This window comes from Burkholderia pyrrocinia (assembly GCF_018417535.1).
In the GTDB taxonomy this organism is placed as follows: Bacteria; Pseudomonadota; Gammaproteobacteria; order Burkholderiales; family Burkholderiaceae; genus Burkholderia; species Burkholderia pyrrocinia_E.
In genome coordinates, this window is record NZ_CP070977.1 from 3,213,281 (window position 1) to 3,232,502 (window position 19,222).

Below are 19,222 nucleotides of genomic sequence, written 5' to 3' on the forward strand. Positions count from 1 at the left end.
GAGCAGATGTGAAAAGCTCGATATACTTTCATTCTTCGTTGGCCCGGTAGCTCAGTTGGTAGAGCAGCGGATTGAAAATCCGCGTGTCGATGGTTCGATTCCGTCCCAGGCCACCAGAATTAGACGCCCGACCTGAACAGGTCGGGCGTTTTCATTTCTGCGCTCTGATATGTCATTCGGCCGTTTGCCAAATTTTGCCAAGCGGATTAGCATGGCCGCATGAGCACCATGAATATCTCCCTTCCCGAATCGCTGAAGGCTTTCGTCGATGAGCAGGTCGGCCTGCGCGGTTACGGTACCAGCAGCGAGTACGTGCGCGAACTGATTCGCAAGGATCAGGATCGCCAGCATCTGCGCGGGCTGCTGTTGGCGGGCGCCGCTTCGGCGCCTACCGCGCCTGTCGGTGACGATTATTTCGATTCGCTGCGGGTTCGCGCCCGCGGATGACGAAGAAGCCTGTCGTTCCGAGGGGGCTTGCCAGGCAGGATGTCGAAGACGCAATCGACGACTACCTGCGACAGAATGCGCGGGAAGCCGCACTCGGTTTCGTCGACGCGCTCGAGCAGGCGTATATGCATATCGGCCGACATGCGGCGACCGGTTCGCCTCGTTATGCTCATGAGCTCGCTGTGCCGGGATTGCGTAGCTGGCAACTGACGCACTACCCGCACATCGTTTTCTATGTCGAGCACGACGATCACGTCGATGTCTGGCGCGTATTGCACGGCATGCGCGATATTCCGTCGTGGCTGCGCGAAGAGGATGGCCAGAGCTGACCTGTTCCCCCTTGTCGGAGCGACGTTTTTCGCCGTCATCGCGTCGCGACAACCAGGAGGTGAACTGATGAAGGGAAGAAAAAGCGCGTTGCCGTTCGAGTTGCAATCGCTGCGCAGGCGCAAGGCTGCGTATATCGACGTGAGGAATCGCATTCGGCGAGCAGCGCCGATGCTCGGCGGACAGTTCACCACGCACGATTACCTGCACGGTCGCAATGGCTGGATCGATGCATTTTTTCTTGGACGCAAGGCTCCGGTGTTCTACAACCTGACGATCGAGACCGCGCGCCATGCATTTCAGGAAGCCGTTCAAGATCGCGCATGGCGGCATTCGTATGAACTCGCACCCGACCGCGAACCGCTGTTTGTCGACGCCGTGGTCGACCCGAAATCGGGGTGCCGTACGTTCGGTGCACGGGAGCCCGTCCGTTACCCCGAGCTCGATGGCAATACGCGGGCCGAATGGGTGCAGGCGCACCTTCAGTCCGTTGCCGACAGTGGCGACATCGAGGTCTTCGAAGCGTGGGAGTTGCATCGCGATTATTCCGTCGGCATAGGGTTGCATGCGACGATCGATGTGCCCTATATCACGGTCGACGCAGTGAACGGTTTCATCGACCGTTTCCGCGTGACCGAGGCAAATCATCGCGATCCGGTGCCGCGTGCTTGGCGATATGAGCAATTGCCGCACTGGGGATTGGAGGCAAATGCGGTACTTGAGCCGTGGGAGTGGGCTGACGCGGAAGCGAAGGCTGGGCTGGCCGTCCCCGACCGTTGAGTGTGATAAAATCGTACGCTGCCGGTACCAACCCCAAGAGTCGTGGCGATTCTTGGGGTTTTTCGCTTGTGCCGGGTGCGACGCGTCCCGCGTCCTTTTGGGCGGCATGGTAAAATCCGTGCCCGCTCAATGACTTAGCCGCGGCTTCGAGCGCGGCGCACTGATGCCGTGCGATGGGCGCCGTGCGATGGCCGGTATAACCTCCCGCCGTCTTTGCGGCATGTGCCGCTGCCTATACTGGTCGAGCCGGCGCAGGCCGGCACGCGTCGGGCCGCCCGGCGGCAGCCGGCCCCGGGGCGCAGCGCGACGCGAGCCTACACATTCACGGAGTATCACGGTGATTCGGACAGACGCTAAAGACGGCGCGCTCGTGTTGTTTTCCGGCGGGCAGGACTCGGCCACGTGCGTGGCATGGGCACTCGAACGCTACCAGACGGTCGAGACCCTTGGCTTCGATTACGGCCAGCGCCATCGTGTCGAGCTCGAATGTCGCGAAGGCGTGCGCGAAGCGCTGAAGCGCAAGTTTCCTGCGTGGTCGGACCGGCTCGGCGACGATCACATGATCGACCTGTCGGTGCTCGGCGCGATCAGCGATACCGCGATGACGCGCACGATCGAGATCGAGACGGCGGCGAACGGCCTGCCGAACACGTTCGTGCCGGGCCGCAACCTGATGTTCATGACGATCGCCGCGGCGATCGCCTATCGCCGCGGGCTGCGCGTGCTGGTCGGCGGGATGTGCGAGACCGATTTTTCGGGGTACCCCGACTGCCGCGACGATACGATGAAGGCGCTGCAGGTCGCGCTGAACCTCGGGATGGACACGCGTGTCGTGCTCGAGACGCCGCTGATGTGGCTCGACAAGGCGCAGACGTGGCAGCTCGCCGAACAGCTCGGCGGCGAAGCGCTCGTCGAACTGATCCGCGTCGAGACGCACACGTGCTACGTGGGCGAGCGCGCGGAACTGCACGACTGGGGCTTCGGCTGCGGCGAGTGCCCGGCCTGCAAGCTGCGCAAGCGCGGCTACGAGGCCTACCTGAAGGGCGAGCGGGTGACCGAAGCGCCGCTGTGACGCGGATGCGCCGGCAGCGCTTGATGGATAACGGATTCTGATCGACAACGAGCGGCGCGAGCCGGACGAAGGACGATGACTTACGCGGTCAAGGAAATTTTCTACACGTTGCAGGGCGAGGGCGCGAACGCGGGCCGGCCGGCCGTGTTCTGCCGGTTCGCCGGCTGCAACCTGTGGTCGGGCCGCGAAGAGGATCGTGCGGAGGCAGTGTGCCGTTTCTGCGATACGGACTTCGTCGGCACCGACGGCGAGAACGGCGGCAAGTTCAAGGACGCCGAAGCGCTCGTCGCGACGATCGCCGGCCTGTGGCCGGATGGCGAGGCGCACCGCTTCGTCGTCTGCACGGGCGGCGAGCCGATGCTGCAGCTCGACCAGCCGCTCGTTGACGCGCTGCACGCGGCGGGCTTCGAGATCGCGATCGAGACCAACGGCTCGCTGCCGGTGCTCGAATCGATCGACTGGATCTGCGTGAGCCCGAAGGCCGATGCACCGCTCGTCGTCACGAAGGGCAACGAACTGAAGGTCGTGATCCCGCAGGACAACCAGCGGCTGGCCGACTATGCGAAGCTCGACTTCGAGTATTTCCTCGTCCAGCCGATGGACGGCCCGTCGCGCGACCTCAATACGAAGCTCGCGATCGACTGGTGCAAGCGTCATCCGCAGTGGCGCCTGTCGATGCAGACCCACAAATATCTGAACATTCCCTGAGCCACGGCCTTTGACATCGTGCTGATTACCCGAAAACTCGAATTCGATGCGGGCCACCGCATTCCCGATCACCGCAGCCAGTGCAGGAACCTGCACGGCCATCGCTACGTGCTCGAAATCACGCTGCGCGGCGATCTCGTCGATACCGAGGGGGCGCCCGACCGCGGCATGGTGATGGATTTCGCCGACGTGAAGGCGCTTGCGATGGAGCACCTTGTCAGCAAGTGGGACCACGCGTTCCTGGTCTATGCGCGCGACGAGGTCGTGCGCTCGTTCCTCGAACAGATGGCCGACCACAAGACCGTCGTGATCGACCGGATCCCGACCGTCGAGAACCTCGCGGCGATCGCGTTCGACCTCCTCGCGAACGTGTACGACGCGCACTACGGCGTGAACCTGCGCCTCGAGCGCGTGCGCTTGTACGAAACGCCGAACTGCTGGGCCGACGTCGAGCGCCAGCCCGGCCGCTGATCCCGCCTTTCCGGCAGCCCCGCCGTCCGGCGCGGGCTGCCCGCCACCGCGCCCCGCGGCCTCGTCCCGCGCCGGCGTTGCTCCCCGCCCATTCCGACATTCCGCGTAATGCCGCGCTATGATCGTTGCGTGGCACCGGAAAACGCATCGGTGCGCCGTCGTACGGCCCGCGCTGTCAGATCGGCCGTCCACGGCCGACTAACGTTCCAGGGCGAGGCTTGGCGCCGCCGTCGTGCTGCTCTACCCGGCGCGTTGCGCCGTCGCTTCGCCAGTTGCTTGTCCCGTTCGATTGCCGTTCCGTCCAGGAGGCCGTATCGATGAGCACGCTCACCAATTCCCTCAAACAACGCCTGCGCGACGGCGACGAGCCGCTGTACGGCCTGTGGCTGTCGCTCGGCAGCGATTCGGCCGCGGAAGCGCTCGCGCACGCCGGCTACGACTGGCTCTGCATCGACATGGAACACGCGCCGAACGACAGCCGCGAGGTCGCCTCGCAGTTGCGCGCGATCGCTGCCGCACACCTGCCGAGCGAGCCCGTCGTGCGCGTGCCGGCGCGCGAGCCGTGGCTCGTGAAGCGCGCGCTCGACGCCGGCGCGCGCACGCTGATGTTTCCGTGCATCGAGACGCCCGACGACGCCGCGCACGCGGTGCGGCTCACGCGCTTCCCGTCGCCCGAATCGCCCGACGGGCTGCGCGGCGTCGCGGGCATGGTACGCGCGGCGGCGTACGGGATGCGCCGCGATTACGTGCAGACGGCGAACGCGCAGGTCGCGGTGATCGTGCAGATCGAATCGGCGCGCGGCGTCGACGAAGTCGAGCGGATCGCGGCGACGCCCGGCGTCGATTGCCTGTTCATCGGCCCGGCCGATCTCGCGGCGAGCCTCGGGCATCTCGGCGACATCCGCCACCCGGACGTGGAAACCGCGATGGCGCGCGTGCTCGCGGCCGGCAAGCAGGCCGGCGTCGCGGTCGGCATTTTCGCGGGCGATACGGCGGGCGCGCGGCAGTACCGCGAGGCCGGCTACCGGATGATCACGCTGTCGGCCGACGTGAGCTGGCTGCTGCGTGCGACGCGGCAAGCGCTGCAGGAGGTACGGTCATGAACGGCGGCGACGGCGCGTCTTGCAGGCGCGCGCAGGGTGCGACCGGTGCGACCGGGGCATGCGCGCGGTTCGGCGCGATGCTCGGCCTGTGGGCCGTGTGTGTCGCGGCGGCCGCGCAGGGCGCGCCGCAAGCGAAGCCTGATCCGTCGCGCGAGACGCAATCGGCGGTCGCCGACTACAACGCCGGCGACTATCGCGCGGCGCTGGTGCAGTTCCACGACGCGGCCGAGCGCGGCGACCGTCTCGCGCAATTCAACTACGCGATGATGCTGCTGACGGGCGAAGGCGTGACGGCGAACGTCGACGAAGGGCTGCGCTGGCTGAAGCGCGCGGCTGACGCGAACATGTCGCATGCGCAGTACGTGTACGGCCGGATGTTCGACGACGGCGAGTTCGTCGCGCGCAATCCGTCCGAAGCGCATCGCTGGTTCCTGCGGGCGGCGAAGCAGGGGCATGTGCAGGCCGAGCTGTCGCTCGCGAACCAGTTTCTCGACGGACGCGGCACGCCGCGCGACAACCGGCAGGCGTTCGCGTGGTACAAGCAGGCCGCCGACGCCGGCGAGCCGACCGCGCAGTACGTGACCGCATCGTTCTACGAGCGCGGCGGCGACGGCGTCGAGCAGAACCTGAACATCGCGCGTGCGTATTACGCGGCGGCGGCCGCGCAGGGCGACGAGACGGCCGGGCTGAAATTCAAGGAGTTGAGCGCGCGGCTGAAGTCGCAGGGGCCGGCGCCGGGTGGCGGCGCGGAGCAAGGAGGCCCGCACGCGGCGCCGCAGTGAGCGGCGGCCGCGTTGCATCGCATGGCCGCGTTCGGCACGCCCGATGAAAAACGGCGCCGCGGGGCGCCGTATTTTTTCCGCGATGCAGGCTGCGCGGTCAGCTCTTCATCAGCCGCCGCTGTCGCCCGACGCTCATGATCATCCCGATCGCGATGCCGAGCGTCGTGAGCGCGGTGCCGCCGTAACTCATGAACGGCAACGGCACGCCGACGACCGGCAGCACGCCGCTCACCATCCCGATGTTGACGAATGCGTAGACGAAGAACGCGAGCGTGAGCGAGCCCGCGAGCAGGCGGCCGAACAGCGTCGCGCCCTGCGCGGCGATATAGAGCCCGCGCGCGATCAGCGCCATGTACAGCGTCAGCAGCACGAGCCCGCCTGCGAGCCCCCATTCCTCCGAGAACACCGCGAAGATGAAGTCGGTGTGCTTCTCCGGAATGAATTCGAGGTGCGCCTGCGTGCCCTTCAGGTAGCCCTTGCCGAGCACGCCGCCCGAGCCGATCGCGATCACGGCCTGGATCGTGTGGAAGCCCTTGCCGAGCGGGTCGGAGGTCGGGTCGAGCAGCGTGCACACGCGGTGCTTCTGGTAGTCGTGCATCAGTGGCCACTGCACTTCGGGCTGGCAGATGCGCTCCTCGAACACCGCGATCGACCCGACCGCGATCACGCCCGCGACGAGCACCGGCACGATCAGCTTGAACGACAGGCCGGCGAGGTAGATCACGAAGAAGCCGGCCGCGAACACGAGCAGGCCCGTGCCGAGGTCGGGCTGCTTCGCGATCAGCCCGACCGGCACCAGCAGGATTCCGAACGCGACGAGGAAGTCGTACCAGCGCAGCCCGCCTTCGCGGCGCTGGTAGTACCACGCGAGCATCAGCGGCGTCGCGATCTTGAGGATCTCCGACGGCTGGATCACGACGCCGACGTTCAGCCAGCGCTTCGCGCCCTTCTTGGTCATCCCGAACAGCGCGACCGCGATCAGCAGCGCGACCCCGAACGTATAGAGCGGGACCGCGAAGCGCATCAGCGTGGTCGGCGGGATGTTGGCGATCACCCACATCAGCACGAACGTCAGCAGGATGTTGCGCAGTTGATCCTCGACGCGACCCGGCATGTCGATCGCCGCGCTGTACAGCGTGACGATGCCGACGCACAGCAGCAGGAACACGATGAGGGCGAGCGGGCGGTCGAAGCCCGCGAACATCTGCTTGATCTTGTCGAGCCAGGCGCGCTTGTCGAATTGCATGCCTTTCTCCGTTAATGAGCGGTGCCGGCGTCCGCCGCTTTCGCGGGGGCCGTCGCACGATGGTTGTCGTCCCGCGGCGCGGCAGCGACCGGCTGCGCGTCGCTGGCGGGGCGGCGCGGCCGGTGCGGGCGCCGGATCGGCGGCAGGCTCGCGGCCCTCGGCGCCGCGGCGCTCGCGTCGGCGGGCTGCGCCGCGCTTGCACCGGCCGCACCCGACGCATCGGACGCCGACGCGGCCGAGGCCGCATCGGCCGCGCTGGCCGCGGTCTGCACGACGGGCTGCGGCAGCGTCTTGAAGCCGACCGCGACGGCGGCGGGCTTGTTCGCGTCGCCGATCACCGGTGCGTTGACGGGTTCGGTCGCCGATGCCGCGGCGGCCACGGCCGCGGCCTCGTTCTTCGGGTTCTGGCGCTCGACGAGGTAGAAATCGAGCACGCGGCGCGCGATCGGGCCCGCGGCCTGCGCGCCCCAGCCGCCGTTCTCGACGACCAGCGCCACGGCGATCTGCGGATGGTCGACCGGCGCGTACGCGATGAACAGTGCGTGGTCGCGCAGGTGCTCGGCGAGCAGGTGGCCCTTGTAGTTGGAGCCCTGCAGCGAGAACACCTGCGCGGTACCGGTCTTGCCGGCGGCGAGGTACGGCGCACCGCGGAACACCTTGTACGCGGTGCCGGACGGGTTCTCGATCACGTTCTCCATGCCGCGCTTCACGACATCGATGTCGGCCTGCTTGAGCGGGATCGTCTCGCTTTCCTTCGGCACGGTCAGGTGGCGCCCGCGCGTGATCGGATCCTCGACTTCCTTCACGAGGTGCGGCTTCATCACGACGCCGTTGTTCGCGAGCGTCGCGGTCGCGTGCGCGAGCTGCAGGATCGTGAACGAGTTGTAGCCCTGGCCGATCCCGAGGCTGATCGTCTCGCCGTCGAACCACTTCTGCTGCGCGGCCTTCTTGAACGCCTTCTTCTTCCAGTCGGTCGACGGCAGGATCCCGCGCGCTTCGCCCTGGATGTCGATCCCGGTGATCTGGCCGAAGCCGAACGGCTTCATGAAGTTCGCGATCGCGTTCACGCCGAGGTCGCGCGCGAGCATGTAGAAGTAGGTGTCGTTCGACACCATGATCGCCTTGTTCATGTCGACCCAGCCCTGGCCCGAGCGCACGTCGTTGCGGAACGTGTGGCCGCCGAACGTGAAGTAGCCGGGATCCTGGAACCCCCAGCCCGGCGAACGCTTGCCGAGCGTCAGGCCCGCGAGCGCCATGAACGGCTTGTACGTCGAGCCGGGCGGGTAGGTGCCGTGCAGCGGGCGGTTCAGGAGCGGTTTGTCGGTCGACGTGTTGAGTTCGTCCCAGGTCTGCTGGTCGATGCCGTCGACGAACGAATTCGGGTCGAAGCTCGGCGACGACACGAACGCGAGCACGTCGCCCGTCTTCGGCTCGATCGCGACGAGCGCGCCGCGCTTGCCGGCGAACGCCTGCTCGGCAACCTGCTGCAGCCCGATGTCGAGCGACAGCACGAGGTTGTTGCCGGGCGTCGCCTGCGTGCGCGACAGCGTGCGCACGGGCCGGCCGCCGGCCGTCACCTCGACTTCCTCGAAGCCCGTCAGCCCGTGCAGCTCGGTCTCGTAGCTCTGCTCGACGCCGATCTTGCCGATGTAGTCGGTGCCCTTGTAGTTGTTCGCGTCGCGGCGCGGATCGTAGTTTTCCTGGTCGCTGTCGTTGTCGTCGCTCACCGCGTCGATACGATCCTGATCGCGCTTCGAGATCCGGCCGATGTAGCCGATCACGTGCGCGGCGGTCGTGCCGAGCGGGTATTGGCGGAACAGCCGCGCGCGCACGTCGACGCCGGGGAAGCGGAAGCGCTGCGCGGTGAAGCGCGCGACTTCCGCATCGGTCAGCCGCGTGCGGATCGGCAGGCTCTCGAAGTTCTTCGAGTCTTCCTGCAATTTCTTGAAGCGGCGGCGGTCGCGTGCGTCGATCGGGATGATCTCGGACAGCTTGTCGATCGTGTTGTCGAGCGTGTCGTCGAGCTTCGACGGCGTGATCTCGAGCGTGTACGCCGAATAGTTCTTCGCGAGGATCACGCCGTTGCGGTCGGTGATGATCCCGCGGTTCGGCACGATCGGCGCGACCGAGATGCGGTTTTCCTCGGCCTGCAGCGCGTATTTGCCGTGCTGCATCAACTGCAGGTAGAAGAAGCGGCTCGCGAGCAGCCCGAAGCAGACGAACACGAACACGCCCGCCGCCGCGACGCGCAGGCGGAACTTCGAGAGCTGCTGTTGGGTGTCGTTGAATTCGGTCATGCGGTTAGGGTCGATCTGACCCGCGGGCGCGCGGGCGAGGTGCCGCCCCGAAGCGCGGTGCGCGGCGGGCGTGGGGGCGGCGGGTATTCAAGGTCGGTCCGGCTCAGATGGGGCGCGTGTCGTCCGGATCGACCGGGCGGCGTTGCGGCATCAGCAGCAGGTGGCTCGCGATCGGCCACAGCGCGGCCTCGACGAAGCCGTCGACCAGGTAGCGCCAGCCGGGGAACGCGGCGCCCATCACGAGACGGATCACGAACGGCACGAGCTGCGCGACGACGAGCAGCGGCGTGACATACAGCACCTGCACGCCGATCGGCATCCAAAGCACGCGGCGGTGGATTGTGATCGCACCGTACGACAGCAGCGTATAGGCGAGCGCGTGCTCGCCGAGCAGCCCCGCGTCATGCACGTCCATCAGGATGCCGAGCGCGAACGCGACGCCCATCCCGACCTTGCGCGGCTGGTGGATGTTCCAGAACAACAGCACGAGCGCGACGAAATCGGGCACGCCGGGCAGGCGGCCCCACGGCATCAGGTTCAGCAGGAACGCGGCGGCGAGGCTGAAGACGATGAAGTACGGATTGACCGGCTGCAGGATGTATTGCGGGCGGTTCATCGCTGGGCTCCTGGTTGCCCGGCCGGGGACTTCGCGGGCGCGGCGGCGGGCTTGCCGGGGGCGGCGGGCGCGGCCGGCGCGGGCTTCGCGCCGGGCTGGGCCGCAGCGGCCGGTTTCGCGTTCGCGTCGGCCTTGTCGGCTTTCTCGCCCTTCGCGGCGGCTTTCGCGCCCTTCTTGCCGCCCTTCGCGTTCTTGTCGGCGGCCGGTTCGAGTTCGGCCGGGCGCGGCGGGATGTCGTTCTGGTAATGCAGCACGAGCATCTGGCGCGCGCCGCGTACGGCCGCGACCGGCGCGCAGGTCACGCGCGCGAATGCGGTATCGGCGAGCTTGTCGACGCGCACGACCTTCGCGACCGGCAGGCCGGGCGGATAGACGCCGTCGAGGCCGCTCGTGACGAGCTCGTCGCCGACGACGAGATCCGCGCTCGTCGGCACGAAGCGCAGGTCGAGCGAATCGCCCTTCGGCGTGCCGTAGATCACGCTGCGCAGGCCGGTGCGCAGCACCTGTACCGGAATCGCGAGATCGCGGTCGGTGACCAGCGTGACTTCGGACTGCAGCGGGAACACGCGCGTGACCTGGCCGACCACGCCGTCCTCGCTGACGACGGGCGCGCCGTTCTGGATGCCCTGCTGCGAACCTTGCCCGACCACGATCTTCTGCGTGAACGGATCGCTGGTGTCGTACTGGATCTCGACCGGCGTCGATTGCGTCGCGATGTGCTGGCGCAGCTCGAGCACCGCGCGCAGGTGCATGTTTTCCTGCGCGAGCACGGCGGCCTGGTTGGCCTGCGTCGACAGTTGCAGGTTGCGTTTGCGGAGGTCGTCGTTCTCGTGGCGCAGCGACGCGCCGGTGACGGCGATGTCGGCCGCGCCCATGAACAGGTCGCGCGGCACGAGCGCCGCGCGCTGCAGCGGGTAGAGCACGGTGCCGAGTACGCCGCGAACGATTTCGAGCGTGCTGAAGCGCGCGTCCGACACGAGGAGCGCGATGGCGAGGGCAACGAAGAAGATGAGCCGCGCGAGCGCGGGCGGACCTTGCTTGAAGAGGGGCGGCGGACTGTATTCCATGGTCGGCGCCGGGCGCGTGTGATCGGTTAAATGATGCTCAGACGCGCAAACGGCGCGGCGGTTCGTTCTAAACGAGCGATCCGGCCACGCCGCGGGTGCGTCATATCAACGAAATCGGGGGGCTGTTTTCCCATGAAACGTGCGTGCGTTGACCCGAAACGGGCCGCTCGCAAGGATCGCGACGCCGCGAATACTTGACGTATTCGCAAGGAGCATGACGCAGCGAGCGGCCCGTTTCGGGTCAACCCCAAATTTAAAATTCGTTTCACGGGAATGCCCGAAATCGGCCGCATGGCGGCGTCGTTCGTCGCTTGTTTGGCGCGGCCAAACGGCGCTCCTCACTTCTTGCCCTGCGACCGATTTCGGGCATTCGCACGTACGTTTCATGGGAAAACAACCCCCTAGACGATCACTCGTACGAGAAGATGCTGCCCAGCTTGTCCATGCGCTCGAGCGCCATGCCCGAACCGCGCACGACGCAGGTGAGCGGATCTTCCGCGACGAGCACCGGCAGGCCGGTTTCTTCCGCGAGCAGGCGGTCGAGGTCGCGCAGCAGCGCGCCGCCGCCCGTCAGCATCATCCCGCGTTCGGCGATGTCGGCGCCGAGTTCCGGCGGCGTCTGTTCGAGCGCGATCTTCACCGACGACACGATCTGGTTCAGCGGATCGGTCAGCGCTTCGAGGATTTCGTTGCTGGAGATCGTGAAGCTGCGCGGAATGCCTTCCGACAGGTTGCGGCCCTTCACTTCCATTTCCTTGACTTCGGAGCCCGGGAACGCGGAGCCGATTTCCTTCTTGATTGCCTCGGCGGTCTGTTCGCCGATCAGCATCCCGTAGTTGCGGCGGATGTAGTTGACGATCGCTTCGTCGAACTTGTCGCCGCCGACGCGCACCGAACCCTTGTACACGATGCCGCCGAGCGAGATCACGCCGACTTCGGTCGTGCCGCCGCCGATGTCGACGACCATCGAGCCGGTGGCTTCCGACACCGGCAGGCCCGCGCCGATCGCGGCCGCCATCGGCTCCTCGATCAGGTAGACCTGCGACGCGCCGGCGCCGTGCGCGGCTTCCTTGATCGCGCGGCGCTCGACCTGGGTCGAGCCGCACGGCACGCAGATGATGATGCGCGGCGACGGCGAGAACATGCGCGACTCGTGTGCCGTCTTGATGAACTGCTTGATCATCTGCTCGGTGACGGTGAAGTCGGCGATCACGCCGTCCTTCATCGGGCGGATCGCCTCGATGTTGCCCGGCACCTTGCCGAGCATCTGCTTGGCTTCCTTGCCGACCGCCTGGATCGTCTTCTTGCCGTTGGGGCCGCCTTCCTGACGAATCGACACGACGGACGGTTCATCGAGCACGATGCCCTTGCCGCGCATGTAGATCAGGGTGTTTGCGGTGCCGAGGTCGATCGCGAGATCGTTGGAGAAGTAGCTGCGCAAAAAACCGAACATTCAGAATCCTGTTTCGCTCTGGGCCGGCCCTGCATAGCGAACGCTGAGGGCGGCAGCGGAAAAAATAACAGCCTCGGGAAGCGTGGCGGAAGCGGCCGCCGCGGCGCACGAAGCTGCGAGTGATGTCTACCGGGGATCGCACGAAGCACGCACGGCTTGCCGAAGTGGGGCGAAACGGTGCGGGAAAAGGCTGCCGGGTTTGGGTCGAACGCGTAATGATACCTTATAATTTCACGGTATTTGAATCGAAACGGGCGGTATTTTTGCCGCTTCGGTCCCGATTTTTGAGGGTGGGATCGCACCCTCCAACCCCCCGCCGCGGCGCTGCTTTCGATGCGCCGCGCAGCCTTGTTTTTCCGGTGATCGCATGGCCCTGACCCTGACCGATGTGAAACGCATCGCGCATCTGGCGCGACTCGAAATGGCCGACGCCGACGCCGAGCACATGCTCGGCCAGCTCAACGAATTCTTCGGCCTCGTCGAACAGATGCAGGCGGTCGACACCGCCGGCATCGCGCCGCTCGCCCACCCGATCGAACAGATCCAGGCAGTCGCGCAGCGCCTGCGCGACGATGCCGTGACGGAAGTCGTCAATCGCGACGACAACCAGCGTCCGGCGCCGGCCGTCCAGGACGGCCTCTATCTCGTGCCGAAGGTGATCGAGTAAGCATTCGATGACAAGCGCGCCGGCCCGCCAGCGCCGCGCGCCACCCAGAATTCCCAGGAAAACCACTCAATGCACGCAAAAAGCCTGACCGAACTGCGCGCCGCGCTCGCCGCCAAGGAATGCTCGGCCGTCGAGCTCGCACAGCACTACCTGAAACGGATCGACGCCGCGCGCGACCTGAACGCGTTCGTCTACGTCGACGCCGATCTGACCCTCGCGCAGGCGAAAGCCGCCGACGCGGAGCTCGCGCGCGGCGCGGGCGGCGCGCTCACCGGCCTGCCGATCGCGCACAAGGATGTCTTCGTCACGCGCGGCTGGCGCTCGACCGCCGGCTCGAAGATGCTCGCGAACTACGAGAGCCCGTTCGACGCGACCGTCGTCGCCCGCCTGCAGGCGGCCGGCATGGTCACGCTCGGCAAGACCAACATGGACGAGTTCGCGATGGGCTCGTCGAACGAGAACTCGGCGTTCGGCGCGGTGAAGAACCCGTGGGACACGAACGCGGTGCCGGGCGGCAGCTCGGGCGGCAGCTCGGCCGCCGTCGCCGCGCGCCTTGCGCCGGCCGCGACCGGCACCGACACCGGCGGCTCGATCCGCCAGCCCGCGTCGTTCGCGGGCGTGACGGGCATCAAGCCGACCTACGGCCGCGTGTCGCGCTACGGGATGATCGCGTTCGCGTCGTCGCTCGACCAGGGCGGCCCGATGGCGCAGAGCGCGTCCGACTGCGCGCTGCTGCTGAACGCGATGGCCGGCTTCGACGAGCGCGACTCGACGAGCCTCGAGCGCGACGACGAGGATTTCACGCGCCATCTCGGCCAGCCGTGGGCGGCCGGCAACGATACGGGCAAGCCGCTCGCGGGCCTGCGCATCGGCTTGCCGAACGAGTATTTCGGCGACGGCCTCGCCGACGACGTGCGCGCGGCGATCGACGCGGCACTGAAGCAGTATGAAGCGCTCGGCGCGACGCTCGTGCCCGTGTCGCTGCCGAAGACGGAACTGTCGATCCCCGTGTACTACGTGATCGCGCCGGCCGAGGCGTCGTCGAACCTGTCGCGTTTCGACGGCGTGCGCTTCGGCCATCGCGCCGCGCAGTACGGCGACCTGCTCGACATGTACAAGAAGTCGCGCGCCGAAGGCTTCGGCCCCGAGGTGAAGCGCCGGATTCTCGTCGGCGCGTACGTGCTGTCGCACGGCTACTACGACGCGTACTACCTGCAGGCGCAGAAGATCCGCCGCATCATCGCGCAGGATTTCCAGGAAGCGTTCGAGTCCTGCGACGTGATCATGGGCCCGGCATCGCCGACGGTCGCATGGGATCTCGGCGCGAAGGGCGACGATCCGGTGCAGATGTATCTCGCGGATATCTACACGCTGTCGGTGAGCCTCGCCGGCCTGCCCGGCATGAGCGTGCCGTGCGGCTTCGGCGCGGGCGCGAACGCGAAGCGCCCGGTCGGCCTGCAGATCATCGGCAACTATTTCAACGAAGCCCGGATGCTGCAGGTCGCCGACGCGTTCCAGCGCGCGACCGACTGGCACAAGCAAGTTCCGGCGGGGGTGGGGAATGAGCCCCCACGCTCACTTTGTTCGCTGCCCCCCGAGGGGGCGCATGCCTCCCTTGAGGCGGCTCGGCGGGAGGCATGAATATGGCTACTCAATGGGAAGTCGTTATCGGTCTCGAGACGCACGCGCAACTGTCGACCGTCTCGAAGATTTTCTCGGGCGCGCCGACGCAGTTCGGCGCCGAACCGAACACGCAGGCGTGCCCGGTCGACCTGGCGCTGCCGGGCGTGCTGCCGGTGCTGAACCGCGGCGCGGTCGAGCGCGCGATCCGCTTCGGCCTCGCGATCGGCTCGACCATCGCGCCGCGCAGCATCTTCGCGCGCAAGAATTATTTCTACCCCGATCTGCCGAAGGGCTATCAGATCAGCCAGTACGAGATTCCGGTCGTGCAGGGCGGCCAGATCACGATCCAGGTGCCCGCCAACGAAAAGGCCGGCAAGGAAGCGTACGAGAAGACGGTCAACCTGACCCGTGCGCACCTAGAGGAAGATGCGGGCAAGTCGCTGCATGAAGATTTCGCCGGGATGACGGGGATCGACCTGAACCGCGCGGGCACGCCGCTGCTCGAGATCGTCACCGAGCCGGAAATGCGCAGCGCGGCCGAGGCCGTGGCCTATGCGAAGGCGCTGCACGGGCTCGTCGTGTGGCTCGGCATCTGCGACGGCAACATGCAGGAAGGCTCGTTCCGCTGCGATGCGAACGTGTCGGTGCGACCGGTCGGCCAGGAGAAGTTCGGCACGCGCGCGGAAATCAAGAACCTGAACTCGTTCCGGTTCCTCGAGGAAGCGATCAACTACGAAGTGCGTCGCCAGATCGAGCTGATCGAGGATGGCGGCGAAGTCGTGCAGGAAACGCGCCTCTACGATCCGGACAAGCGCGAGACGCGTTCGATGCGCAGCAAGGAAGACGCGCACGATTACCGCTACTTCCCCGACCCCGACCTGATGCCGCTCGTGATCGGCCAGGACTGGATCGACCGCGTGCAGTCCGGGATGCCCGAACTGCCGGCCGCGATACAGCAGCGCTTCGTCGAGCAATACGGCGTGTCCGCGTACGACGCGGGCGTGCTGACGTCGAGCAAGGCGATGGCCGCGTATTTCGAGTCCGTGGTCGCGAAGGCCGGCGCCGCGAATGCGAAGATCGCCGCGAACTGGCTGATGGGCGACGTGTCGTCGCAACTGAACCGCGACGGCATCGAGATCGATGCGATTCCGGTGTCGGCGGCCCAGCTTGCACTCGTGCTGCAGCGCATCGCCGACGGCACGATCTCGAACAAGATCGCGAAGGAAATCTTCGCGACGATCTGGGACGAGAAGGCGGACGACGAAGGCGCGGCCGACCGCATCATCGACGCGAAGGGGCTGAAGCAGATCTCCGATACCGGCGCGCTCGAAGCGATCATCGACGAGGTGCTCGCGGCGAACGCGAAGTCGGTCGAGGAATTCCGCGCGGGCAAGGAAAAGGCGTTCAACGCGCTGATCGGCCAGGCGATGAAGGCGACGAAGGGCAAGGCCAATCCGCAGCAGGTCAACGAACTGCTGAAGAAGAAGCTCGGCTGAGCATGATCGCGCGCCTGAACCGCGCTTGACGACGGGCCGCCGCCGAACCTGTTCGGGGCGGCCCGTTGCGTTGATGGGTGCGTTATCGTATGCACCACACCGTCCAACGGAGGAACGAATGGCGAAACAACCGTCGCTCGACGATTTCCGCGTGCCTTACAGCACGCGCGAGAAGGAAGCCGCCGCATTCACGCTCGATGCATTCGACCCGGCCGCGAAGCCGTTTTCGTCCGGTTCGAAGGACGCCGACCGCGAACGGCTGTCGGCCGTGTCGACCGAACTCGACGTGCAGCAGGAGCGTCTGCACACGCAGCAGAAGAAGCGCGTGCTGCTCGTGCTGCAGGGGATGGATACCAGCGGCAAGGACGGCACCGTGCGCGCGGTGTTCCGCGAGGTCGATCCGCTCGGCCTGCGCGTCGTGTCGTTCAAGGCGCCGACGCCGATCGAGGCCGCGCACGATTTCCTGTGGCGCGTGCATGCACAGGTGCCGGCCGCGGGCGAGCTTGCGATCTTCAACCGCAGCCACTATGAAGACGTGCTCGTGCCGCGCGTGCTCGACACGATCGACGGCAAGGAATGCGAGCGCCGCTACCGGCAGATCCGCGATTTCGAGACGATGCTGGTCGAGAACGGCACGACGATCATCAAGTGCTTCCTGCACATCTCGAAGGACGAGCAGCGTGAGCGGCTGCAGGCGCGCATCGACGATCCGGCCAAGCACTGGAAGTTCGACATCTCCGATCTCGACGCGCGCAAGCACTGGGACGCGTACCAGTCCGCGTACCGCGACGCGCTTGCCGCGACGTCGGCCGAGCATGCGCCGTGGTACGTGATCCCGGCGGATTCGAAGACGCACCGCAACGTGATGATCGCCGAGCTGCTGCTGCGCACGATGACCGACATGAAGCTGGAATTCCCGCCGCCGAAGCCCGAGCTCGAAGGCGTGAAGATCCGTTAAGCTGCCACCCTGTAAAACATCGAACTGAACGGAACCCGACATGATGCGAGTGATTACCGCCAACCTGAACGGCATCCGCTCCGCCGCGAAGAAGGGCTTCTTCGACTGGCTCGGCGAACAGAACGCCGATTGCGTGTGCGTGCAGGAAATCAAGGTATCGGCCGACGACCTGCCGGCCGAATTCGTCGAGCCGCACGGCTTCAGGAGCTACTTCCACCACGCCGAGAAGAAGGGCTACAGCGGCGCGGGCGTGTACAGCCGCCACGAGCCCGATGACGTGATCATCGGCTTCGGCAGCAGCGAATTCGATTCCGAGGGGCGCTACGTCGAGGCGCGCTACGGCAAGCTGTCGGTCGTGTCGGTGTACGTGCCGTCCGGCTCGAGCGGCGAAGAGCGCCAGCAGGCGAAGTACCGCTTCATGGACGAGTTCATGCCGCACCTCGCTCAGCTCAAGAAGAAGCGCGAAGTGATCCTGTGCGGCGACGTGAACATCGTCCACAAGGAAATCGACATCAAGAACTGGAAGAGCAACCAGAAGAACTCGGGCTGCCTGCCGGAAGAACGCGAGTGGCTCACGAAGCTGTTCGACGATGTCGGTTATGTCGACGTGTTCCGCACGCTCGACCCGCGCGCCGAGCAGTACACGTGGTGGAGCAACCGCGGCCAGGCGTATGCGAAGAACGTCGGGTGGCGGATCGACTACCAGATCGCGACGCCGGGCGTGGCCGGTACTGCGAAAAGCACGTCGATCTTCAAGGACATCAAGTTCAGCGATCATGCGCCGCTGACGATCGATTACGACTACAAGAAGTGACCGCCGGCGCTACGCAGTGCGCGTAGCGGTCGAACCCCCCTGGTTGCAGGATGCCAAACGGGCCGCATGTCGAACATGCGGCCCGTTTCGTTTTTGCTTCGGTGCGGCGGTCGTGCGCGCCGCCCGGCGACGCTCAGTGCTTGATCGACGCCATGTCCACCACGAACCGGTACTTCACGTCGCTCTTCAGCATCCGCTCGTAGGCCGCATTGATCTGCTGCATCGGAATCGTCTCGATATCCGACGTGATCCCGTGCTCCGCGCAGAAGTCGAGCATTTCCTGCGTTTCCGCGATCCCGCCGATCAGCGAGCCAGCAAGGCGGCGGCGCTTGAAGATCAGGTTGAACACCTGCGGCGACGGATGGTCGTGCTCCGGCGCGCCGACCAGCGTCATCGTGCCGTCGCGCTTCAGCAGGTGCAGGAACGGGTTCAGGTCGTGCTGCGCGGCGACCGTGTTCAGGATGAAGTCGAAGCTGTTCAGGTGCGCGTTCATCTGCGCTTCGTCCTTCGAGATCACGACCTCGTGCGCGCCGACGCGCTTGCCGTCGTCGATCTTCGACGGCGACGTCGTGAACAGCACGACGTGCGCGCCCATCGCGCGCGCCAGCTTCACACCCATGTGGCCGAGGCCGCCGAGACCGACGATGCCGACCTTCTTGCCGGGGCCGACGTTCCACTGTCGCAGCGGCGAGTAGGTCGTGATCCCCGCGCACAGCAGCGGCGCGGCGCCGGCCGGGTCGAGCGTGTCGGGCACGCGCAGCACGAACGCCTCGTCGACGACGAGCTGCGTCGAATAGCCGCCGTACGTGACGTCGCCCGTCACGCGGTCCTGACCGTTGTAGGTGCCGACGAAGCCGTTCTCGCAATACTGCTCGAGGCCGTCGGCGCAGCTCGCGCAGGTGCGGCACGAATCGACGAGGCAGCCGACGCCGACCAGTTCGCCGACCTTGAAGCGCGATACCTGCGGGCCGGTCGCGGTCACGCGGCCGACGATTTCATGGCCCGGCACGACCGGATAGATCGTGTTGCGCCATTCGTTGCGCGCCTGGTGCAGGTCCGAGTGGCAGACGCCGCAGTAGAGGACGTCGATCTGGACGTCGAGGTCGCGCAGCGCGCGACGCTGGAATTCGAACGGGGCGAGCGGCGACTGCGAATCGGTTGCCGCGTAAGCGTAGGTGGTGCTCATGCAGGGGGCTCCTTGTCCGGGAAAAACATCCGGCGAAACGAACTGCCGTCGCATCATGTGGCGATGCGGCGAGGCAGGACGTCATCGTAAGGAGCGCGGCGCCGCGGCG

19 protein-coding genes and 1 tRNA gene are annotated in these 19,222 nt (G+C 66.4%); 14 read left to right on the plus strand and 6 right to left on the minus strand.

All coding sequences use genetic code 11. The annotated features are described in order from the left end of the window. The first annotated feature begins 40 nt into the window (after window positions 1–40). The 9 genes from JYG32_RS14885 to JYG32_RS14925 all read left to right on the plus strand — a co-directional run bounded on the left by JYG32_RS14885 (window position 41) and on the right by JYG32_RS14925 (window position 5,690). Window positions 41–116: transfer RNA gene (locus JYG32_RS14885), tRNA-Phe, on the plus strand. 103 nt (window positions 117–219) lie between these two features. Continuing rightward, entirely contained in the window at window positions 220–447 is a 228-nt protein-coding gene (locus JYG32_RS14890) for a ribbon-helix-helix domain-containing protein (protein WP_174380689.1), read from the plus strand. Continuing rightward, window positions 444–776, plus strand: a complete 333-nt coding sequence (locus JYG32_RS14895; RefSeq protein WP_213263951.1) for a type II toxin-antitoxin system RelE/ParE family toxin — start codon at window positions 444–446, stop codon at window positions 774–776. Before JYG32_RS14890 ends, JYG32_RS14895 begins: the two co-directional genes overlap by 4 nt. A gap of 67 nt (window positions 777–843) precedes the next feature. Beyond that, window positions 844–1,554: a hypothetical protein gene (locus JYG32_RS14900; RefSeq protein WP_174380691.1), complete on the plus strand. Its 711-nt coding sequence runs from the start codon at window positions 844–846 to the stop codon at window positions 1,552–1,554. 337 nt (window positions 1,555–1,891) lie between these two features. Continuing rightward, window positions 1,892–2,626: a 7-cyano-7-deazaguanine synthase QueC gene (queC, locus tag JYG32_RS14905; RefSeq protein ID WP_174380692.1), complete on the plus strand. Its 735-nt coding sequence runs from the start codon at window positions 1,892–1,894 to the stop codon at window positions 2,624–2,626. A gap of 75 nt (window positions 2,627–2,701) precedes the next feature. Further along, window positions 2,702–3,334 carry a 7-carboxy-7-deazaguanine synthase gene (gene queE, locus JYG32_RS14910; protein WP_048244690.1) on the plus strand — a complete coding sequence of 211 codons (633 nt, stop codon included), beginning with the start codon at window positions 2,702–2,704 and terminating at the stop codon, window positions 3,332–3,334. 18 nt (window positions 3,335–3,352) lie between these two features. Then, window positions 3,353–3,805 (plus strand): 6-carboxytetrahydropterin synthase QueD, encoded by a 453-nt coding sequence (gene queD, locus JYG32_RS14915; protein WP_006482561.1) that lies wholly within the window; start codon window positions 3,353–3,355, stop codon window positions 3,803–3,805. Between the two features lie 317 nt (window positions 3,806–4,122). After that, a complete protein-coding gene (locus tag JYG32_RS14920) occupies window positions 4,123–4,908 on the plus strand; it encodes an HpcH/HpaI aldolase family protein (RefSeq protein ID WP_213263952.1) in 786 nt (261 codons plus the stop codon). Beyond that, a complete protein-coding gene (locus tag JYG32_RS14925) occupies window positions 4,905–5,690 on the plus strand; it encodes a tetratricopeptide repeat protein (RefSeq protein ID WP_213263953.1) in 786 nt (261 codons plus the stop codon). Before JYG32_RS14920 ends, JYG32_RS14925 begins: the two co-directional genes overlap by 4 nt. A gap of 97 nt (window positions 5,691–5,787) precedes the next feature. Here JYG32_RS14925 and rodA read toward each other — a convergent pair whose 3' ends face one another. The 5 genes from rodA to JYG32_RS14950 form a co-directional block, all read right to left on the minus strand. Next, window positions 5,788–6,936 carry a rod shape-determining protein RodA gene (gene rodA / locus JYG32_RS14930; RefSeq protein WP_213263954.1) on the minus strand — a complete coding sequence of 383 codons (1,149 nt, stop codon included), beginning with the start codon at window positions 6,934–6,936 and terminating at the stop codon, window positions 5,788–5,790. Window positions 6,937–6,947: 11 nt separating this feature from the next. Then, window positions 6,948–9,233, minus strand: a complete 2,286-nt coding sequence (mrdA, locus tag JYG32_RS14935; RefSeq protein ID WP_213263955.1) for a penicillin-binding protein 2 — start codon at window positions 9,231–9,233, stop codon at window positions 6,948–6,950. 103 nt (window positions 9,234–9,336) lie between these two features. Next, complete coding sequence (mreD, locus tag JYG32_RS14940) at window positions 9,337–9,849, minus strand: rod shape-determining protein MreD (protein WP_009687274.1); 513 nt, start codon at window positions 9,847–9,849, stop codon at window positions 9,337–9,339. Then, the gene (mreC, locus tag JYG32_RS14945; RefSeq protein ID WP_213263956.1) at window positions 9,846–10,916 is read right to left on the minus strand and encodes a rod shape-determining protein MreC; all 1,071 of its coding nucleotides are present in this window, start codon (window positions 10,914–10,916) and stop codon (window positions 9,846–9,848) included. Before mreC ends, mreD begins: the two co-directional genes overlap by 4 nt. A gap of 409 nt (window positions 10,917–11,325) precedes the next feature. Then, complete coding sequence (locus JYG32_RS14950; RefSeq protein ID WP_004189550.1) at window positions 11,326–12,369, minus strand: rod shape-determining protein; 1,044 nt, start codon at window positions 12,367–12,369, stop codon at window positions 11,326–11,328. 367 nt (window positions 12,370–12,736) lie between these two features. Here JYG32_RS14950 and gatC point away from each other — a divergent pair, with 367 nt between their 5' ends. From gatC to JYG32_RS14975, 5 genes are all read left to right on the plus strand, one after another. After that, window positions 12,737–13,036 (plus strand): Asp-tRNA(Asn)/Glu-tRNA(Gln) amidotransferase subunit GatC, encoded by a 300-nt coding sequence (gene gatC, locus JYG32_RS14955; RefSeq protein ID WP_043184729.1) that lies wholly within the window; start codon window positions 12,737–12,739, stop codon window positions 13,034–13,036. Window positions 13,037–13,105: 69 nt separating this feature from the next. After that, window positions 13,106–14,677: an Asp-tRNA(Asn)/Glu-tRNA(Gln) amidotransferase subunit GatA gene (gene gatA, locus JYG32_RS14960; RefSeq protein ID WP_213263957.1), complete on the plus strand. Its 1,572-nt coding sequence runs from the start codon at window positions 13,106–13,108 to the stop codon at window positions 14,675–14,677. A 2-nt stretch (window positions 14,678–14,679) separates the two neighbouring features. After that, the gene (gene gatB, locus JYG32_RS14965; protein WP_213263958.1) at window positions 14,680–16,155 is read left to right on the plus strand and encodes an Asp-tRNA(Asn)/Glu-tRNA(Gln) amidotransferase subunit GatB; all 1,476 of its coding nucleotides are present in this window, start codon (window positions 14,680–14,682) and stop codon (window positions 16,153–16,155) included. 118 nt (window positions 16,156–16,273) lie between these two features. Then, window positions 16,274–17,113, plus strand: a complete 840-nt coding sequence (locus JYG32_RS14970; RefSeq protein WP_174382869.1) for a polyphosphate kinase 2 family protein — start codon at window positions 16,274–16,276, stop codon at window positions 17,111–17,113. A 40-nt stretch (window positions 17,114–17,153) separates the two neighbouring features. Further along, entirely contained in the window at window positions 17,154–17,927 is a 774-nt protein-coding gene (locus JYG32_RS14975; protein WP_213263959.1) for an exodeoxyribonuclease III, read from the plus strand. A 133-nt stretch (window positions 17,928–18,060) separates the two neighbouring features. On the opposite strand, the gene JYG32_RS14980 is transcribed toward JYG32_RS14975, so the two are convergent. After that, window positions 18,061–19,113 carry an NAD(P)-dependent alcohol dehydrogenase gene (locus JYG32_RS14980; RefSeq protein ID WP_213263960.1) on the minus strand — a complete coding sequence of 351 codons (1,053 nt, stop codon included), beginning with the start codon at window positions 19,111–19,113 and terminating at the stop codon, window positions 18,061–18,063. Window positions 19,114–19,222 lie beyond the last annotated feature (109 nt).

What these genes read in the sequence shown, in the direction of transcription:
- JYG32_RS14920 (WP_213263952.1), top strand. Translation starts at nt 4,123, where the DNA reads ATGAGCACGCTCACCAATTCCCTCAAACAACGCCTGCGCGACGGCGAC.
- mreC (WP_213263956.1), bottom strand. Translation starts at nt 10,916, where the DNA reads ATGGAATACAGTCCGCCGCCCCTCTTCAAGCAAGGTCCGCCCGCGCTC.
- gatA (WP_213263957.1), top strand. Translation starts at nt 13,106, where the DNA reads ATGCACGCAAAAAGCCTGACCGAACTGCGCGCCGCGCTCGCCGCCAAG.
- mreD (WP_009687274.1), bottom strand. Translation starts at nt 9,849, where the DNA reads ATGAACCGCCCGCAATACATCCTGCAGCCGGTCAATCCGTACTTCATC.
- JYG32_RS14970 (WP_174382869.1), top strand. Translation starts at nt 16,274, where the DNA reads ATGGCGAAACAACCGTCGCTCGACGATTTCCGCGTGCCTTACAGCACG.
- JYG32_RS14950 (WP_004189550.1), bottom strand. Translation starts at nt 12,369, where the DNA reads ATGTTCGGTTTTTTGCGCAGCTACTTCTCCAACGATCTCGCGATCGAC.
- gatB (WP_213263958.1), top strand. Translation starts at nt 14,680, where the DNA reads ATGGCTACTCAATGGGAAGTCGTTATCGGTCTCGAGACGCACGCGCAA.
- JYG32_RS14890 (WP_174380689.1), top strand. Translation starts at nt 220, where the DNA reads ATGAGCACCATGAATATCTCCCTTCCCGAATCGCTGAAGGCTTTCGTC.
- JYG32_RS14925 (WP_213263953.1), top strand. Translation starts at nt 4,905, where the DNA reads ATGAACGGCGGCGACGGCGCGTCTTGCAGGCGCGCGCAGGGTGCGACC.
- queE (WP_048244690.1), top strand. Translation starts at nt 2,702, where the DNA reads ATGACTTACGCGGTCAAGGAAATTTTCTACACGTTGCAGGGCGAGGGC.
- JYG32_RS14900 (WP_174380691.1), top strand. Translation starts at nt 844, where the DNA reads ATGAAGGGAAGAAAAAGCGCGTTGCCGTTCGAGTTGCAATCGCTGCGC.
- rodA (WP_213263954.1), bottom strand. Translation starts at nt 6,936, where the DNA reads ATGCAATTCGACAAGCGCGCCTGGCTCGACAAGATCAAGCAGATGTTC.
- mrdA (WP_213263955.1), bottom strand. Translation starts at nt 9,233, where the DNA reads ATGACCGAATTCAACGACACCCAACAGCAGCTCTCGAAGTTCCGCCTG.
- JYG32_RS14975 (WP_213263959.1), top strand. Translation starts at nt 17,154, where the DNA reads ATGATGCGAGTGATTACCGCCAACCTGAACGGCATCCGCTCCGCCGCG.
- JYG32_RS14895 (WP_213263951.1), top strand. Translation starts at nt 444, where the DNA reads ATGACGAAGAAGCCTGTCGTTCCGAGGGGGCTTGCCAGGCAGGATGTC.
- gatC (WP_043184729.1), top strand. Translation starts at nt 12,737, where the DNA reads ATGGCCCTGACCCTGACCGATGTGAAACGCATCGCGCATCTGGCGCGA.
- JYG32_RS14980 (WP_213263960.1), bottom strand. Translation starts at nt 19,113, where the DNA reads ATGAGCACCACCTACGCTTACGCGGCAACCGATTCGCAGTCGCCGCTC.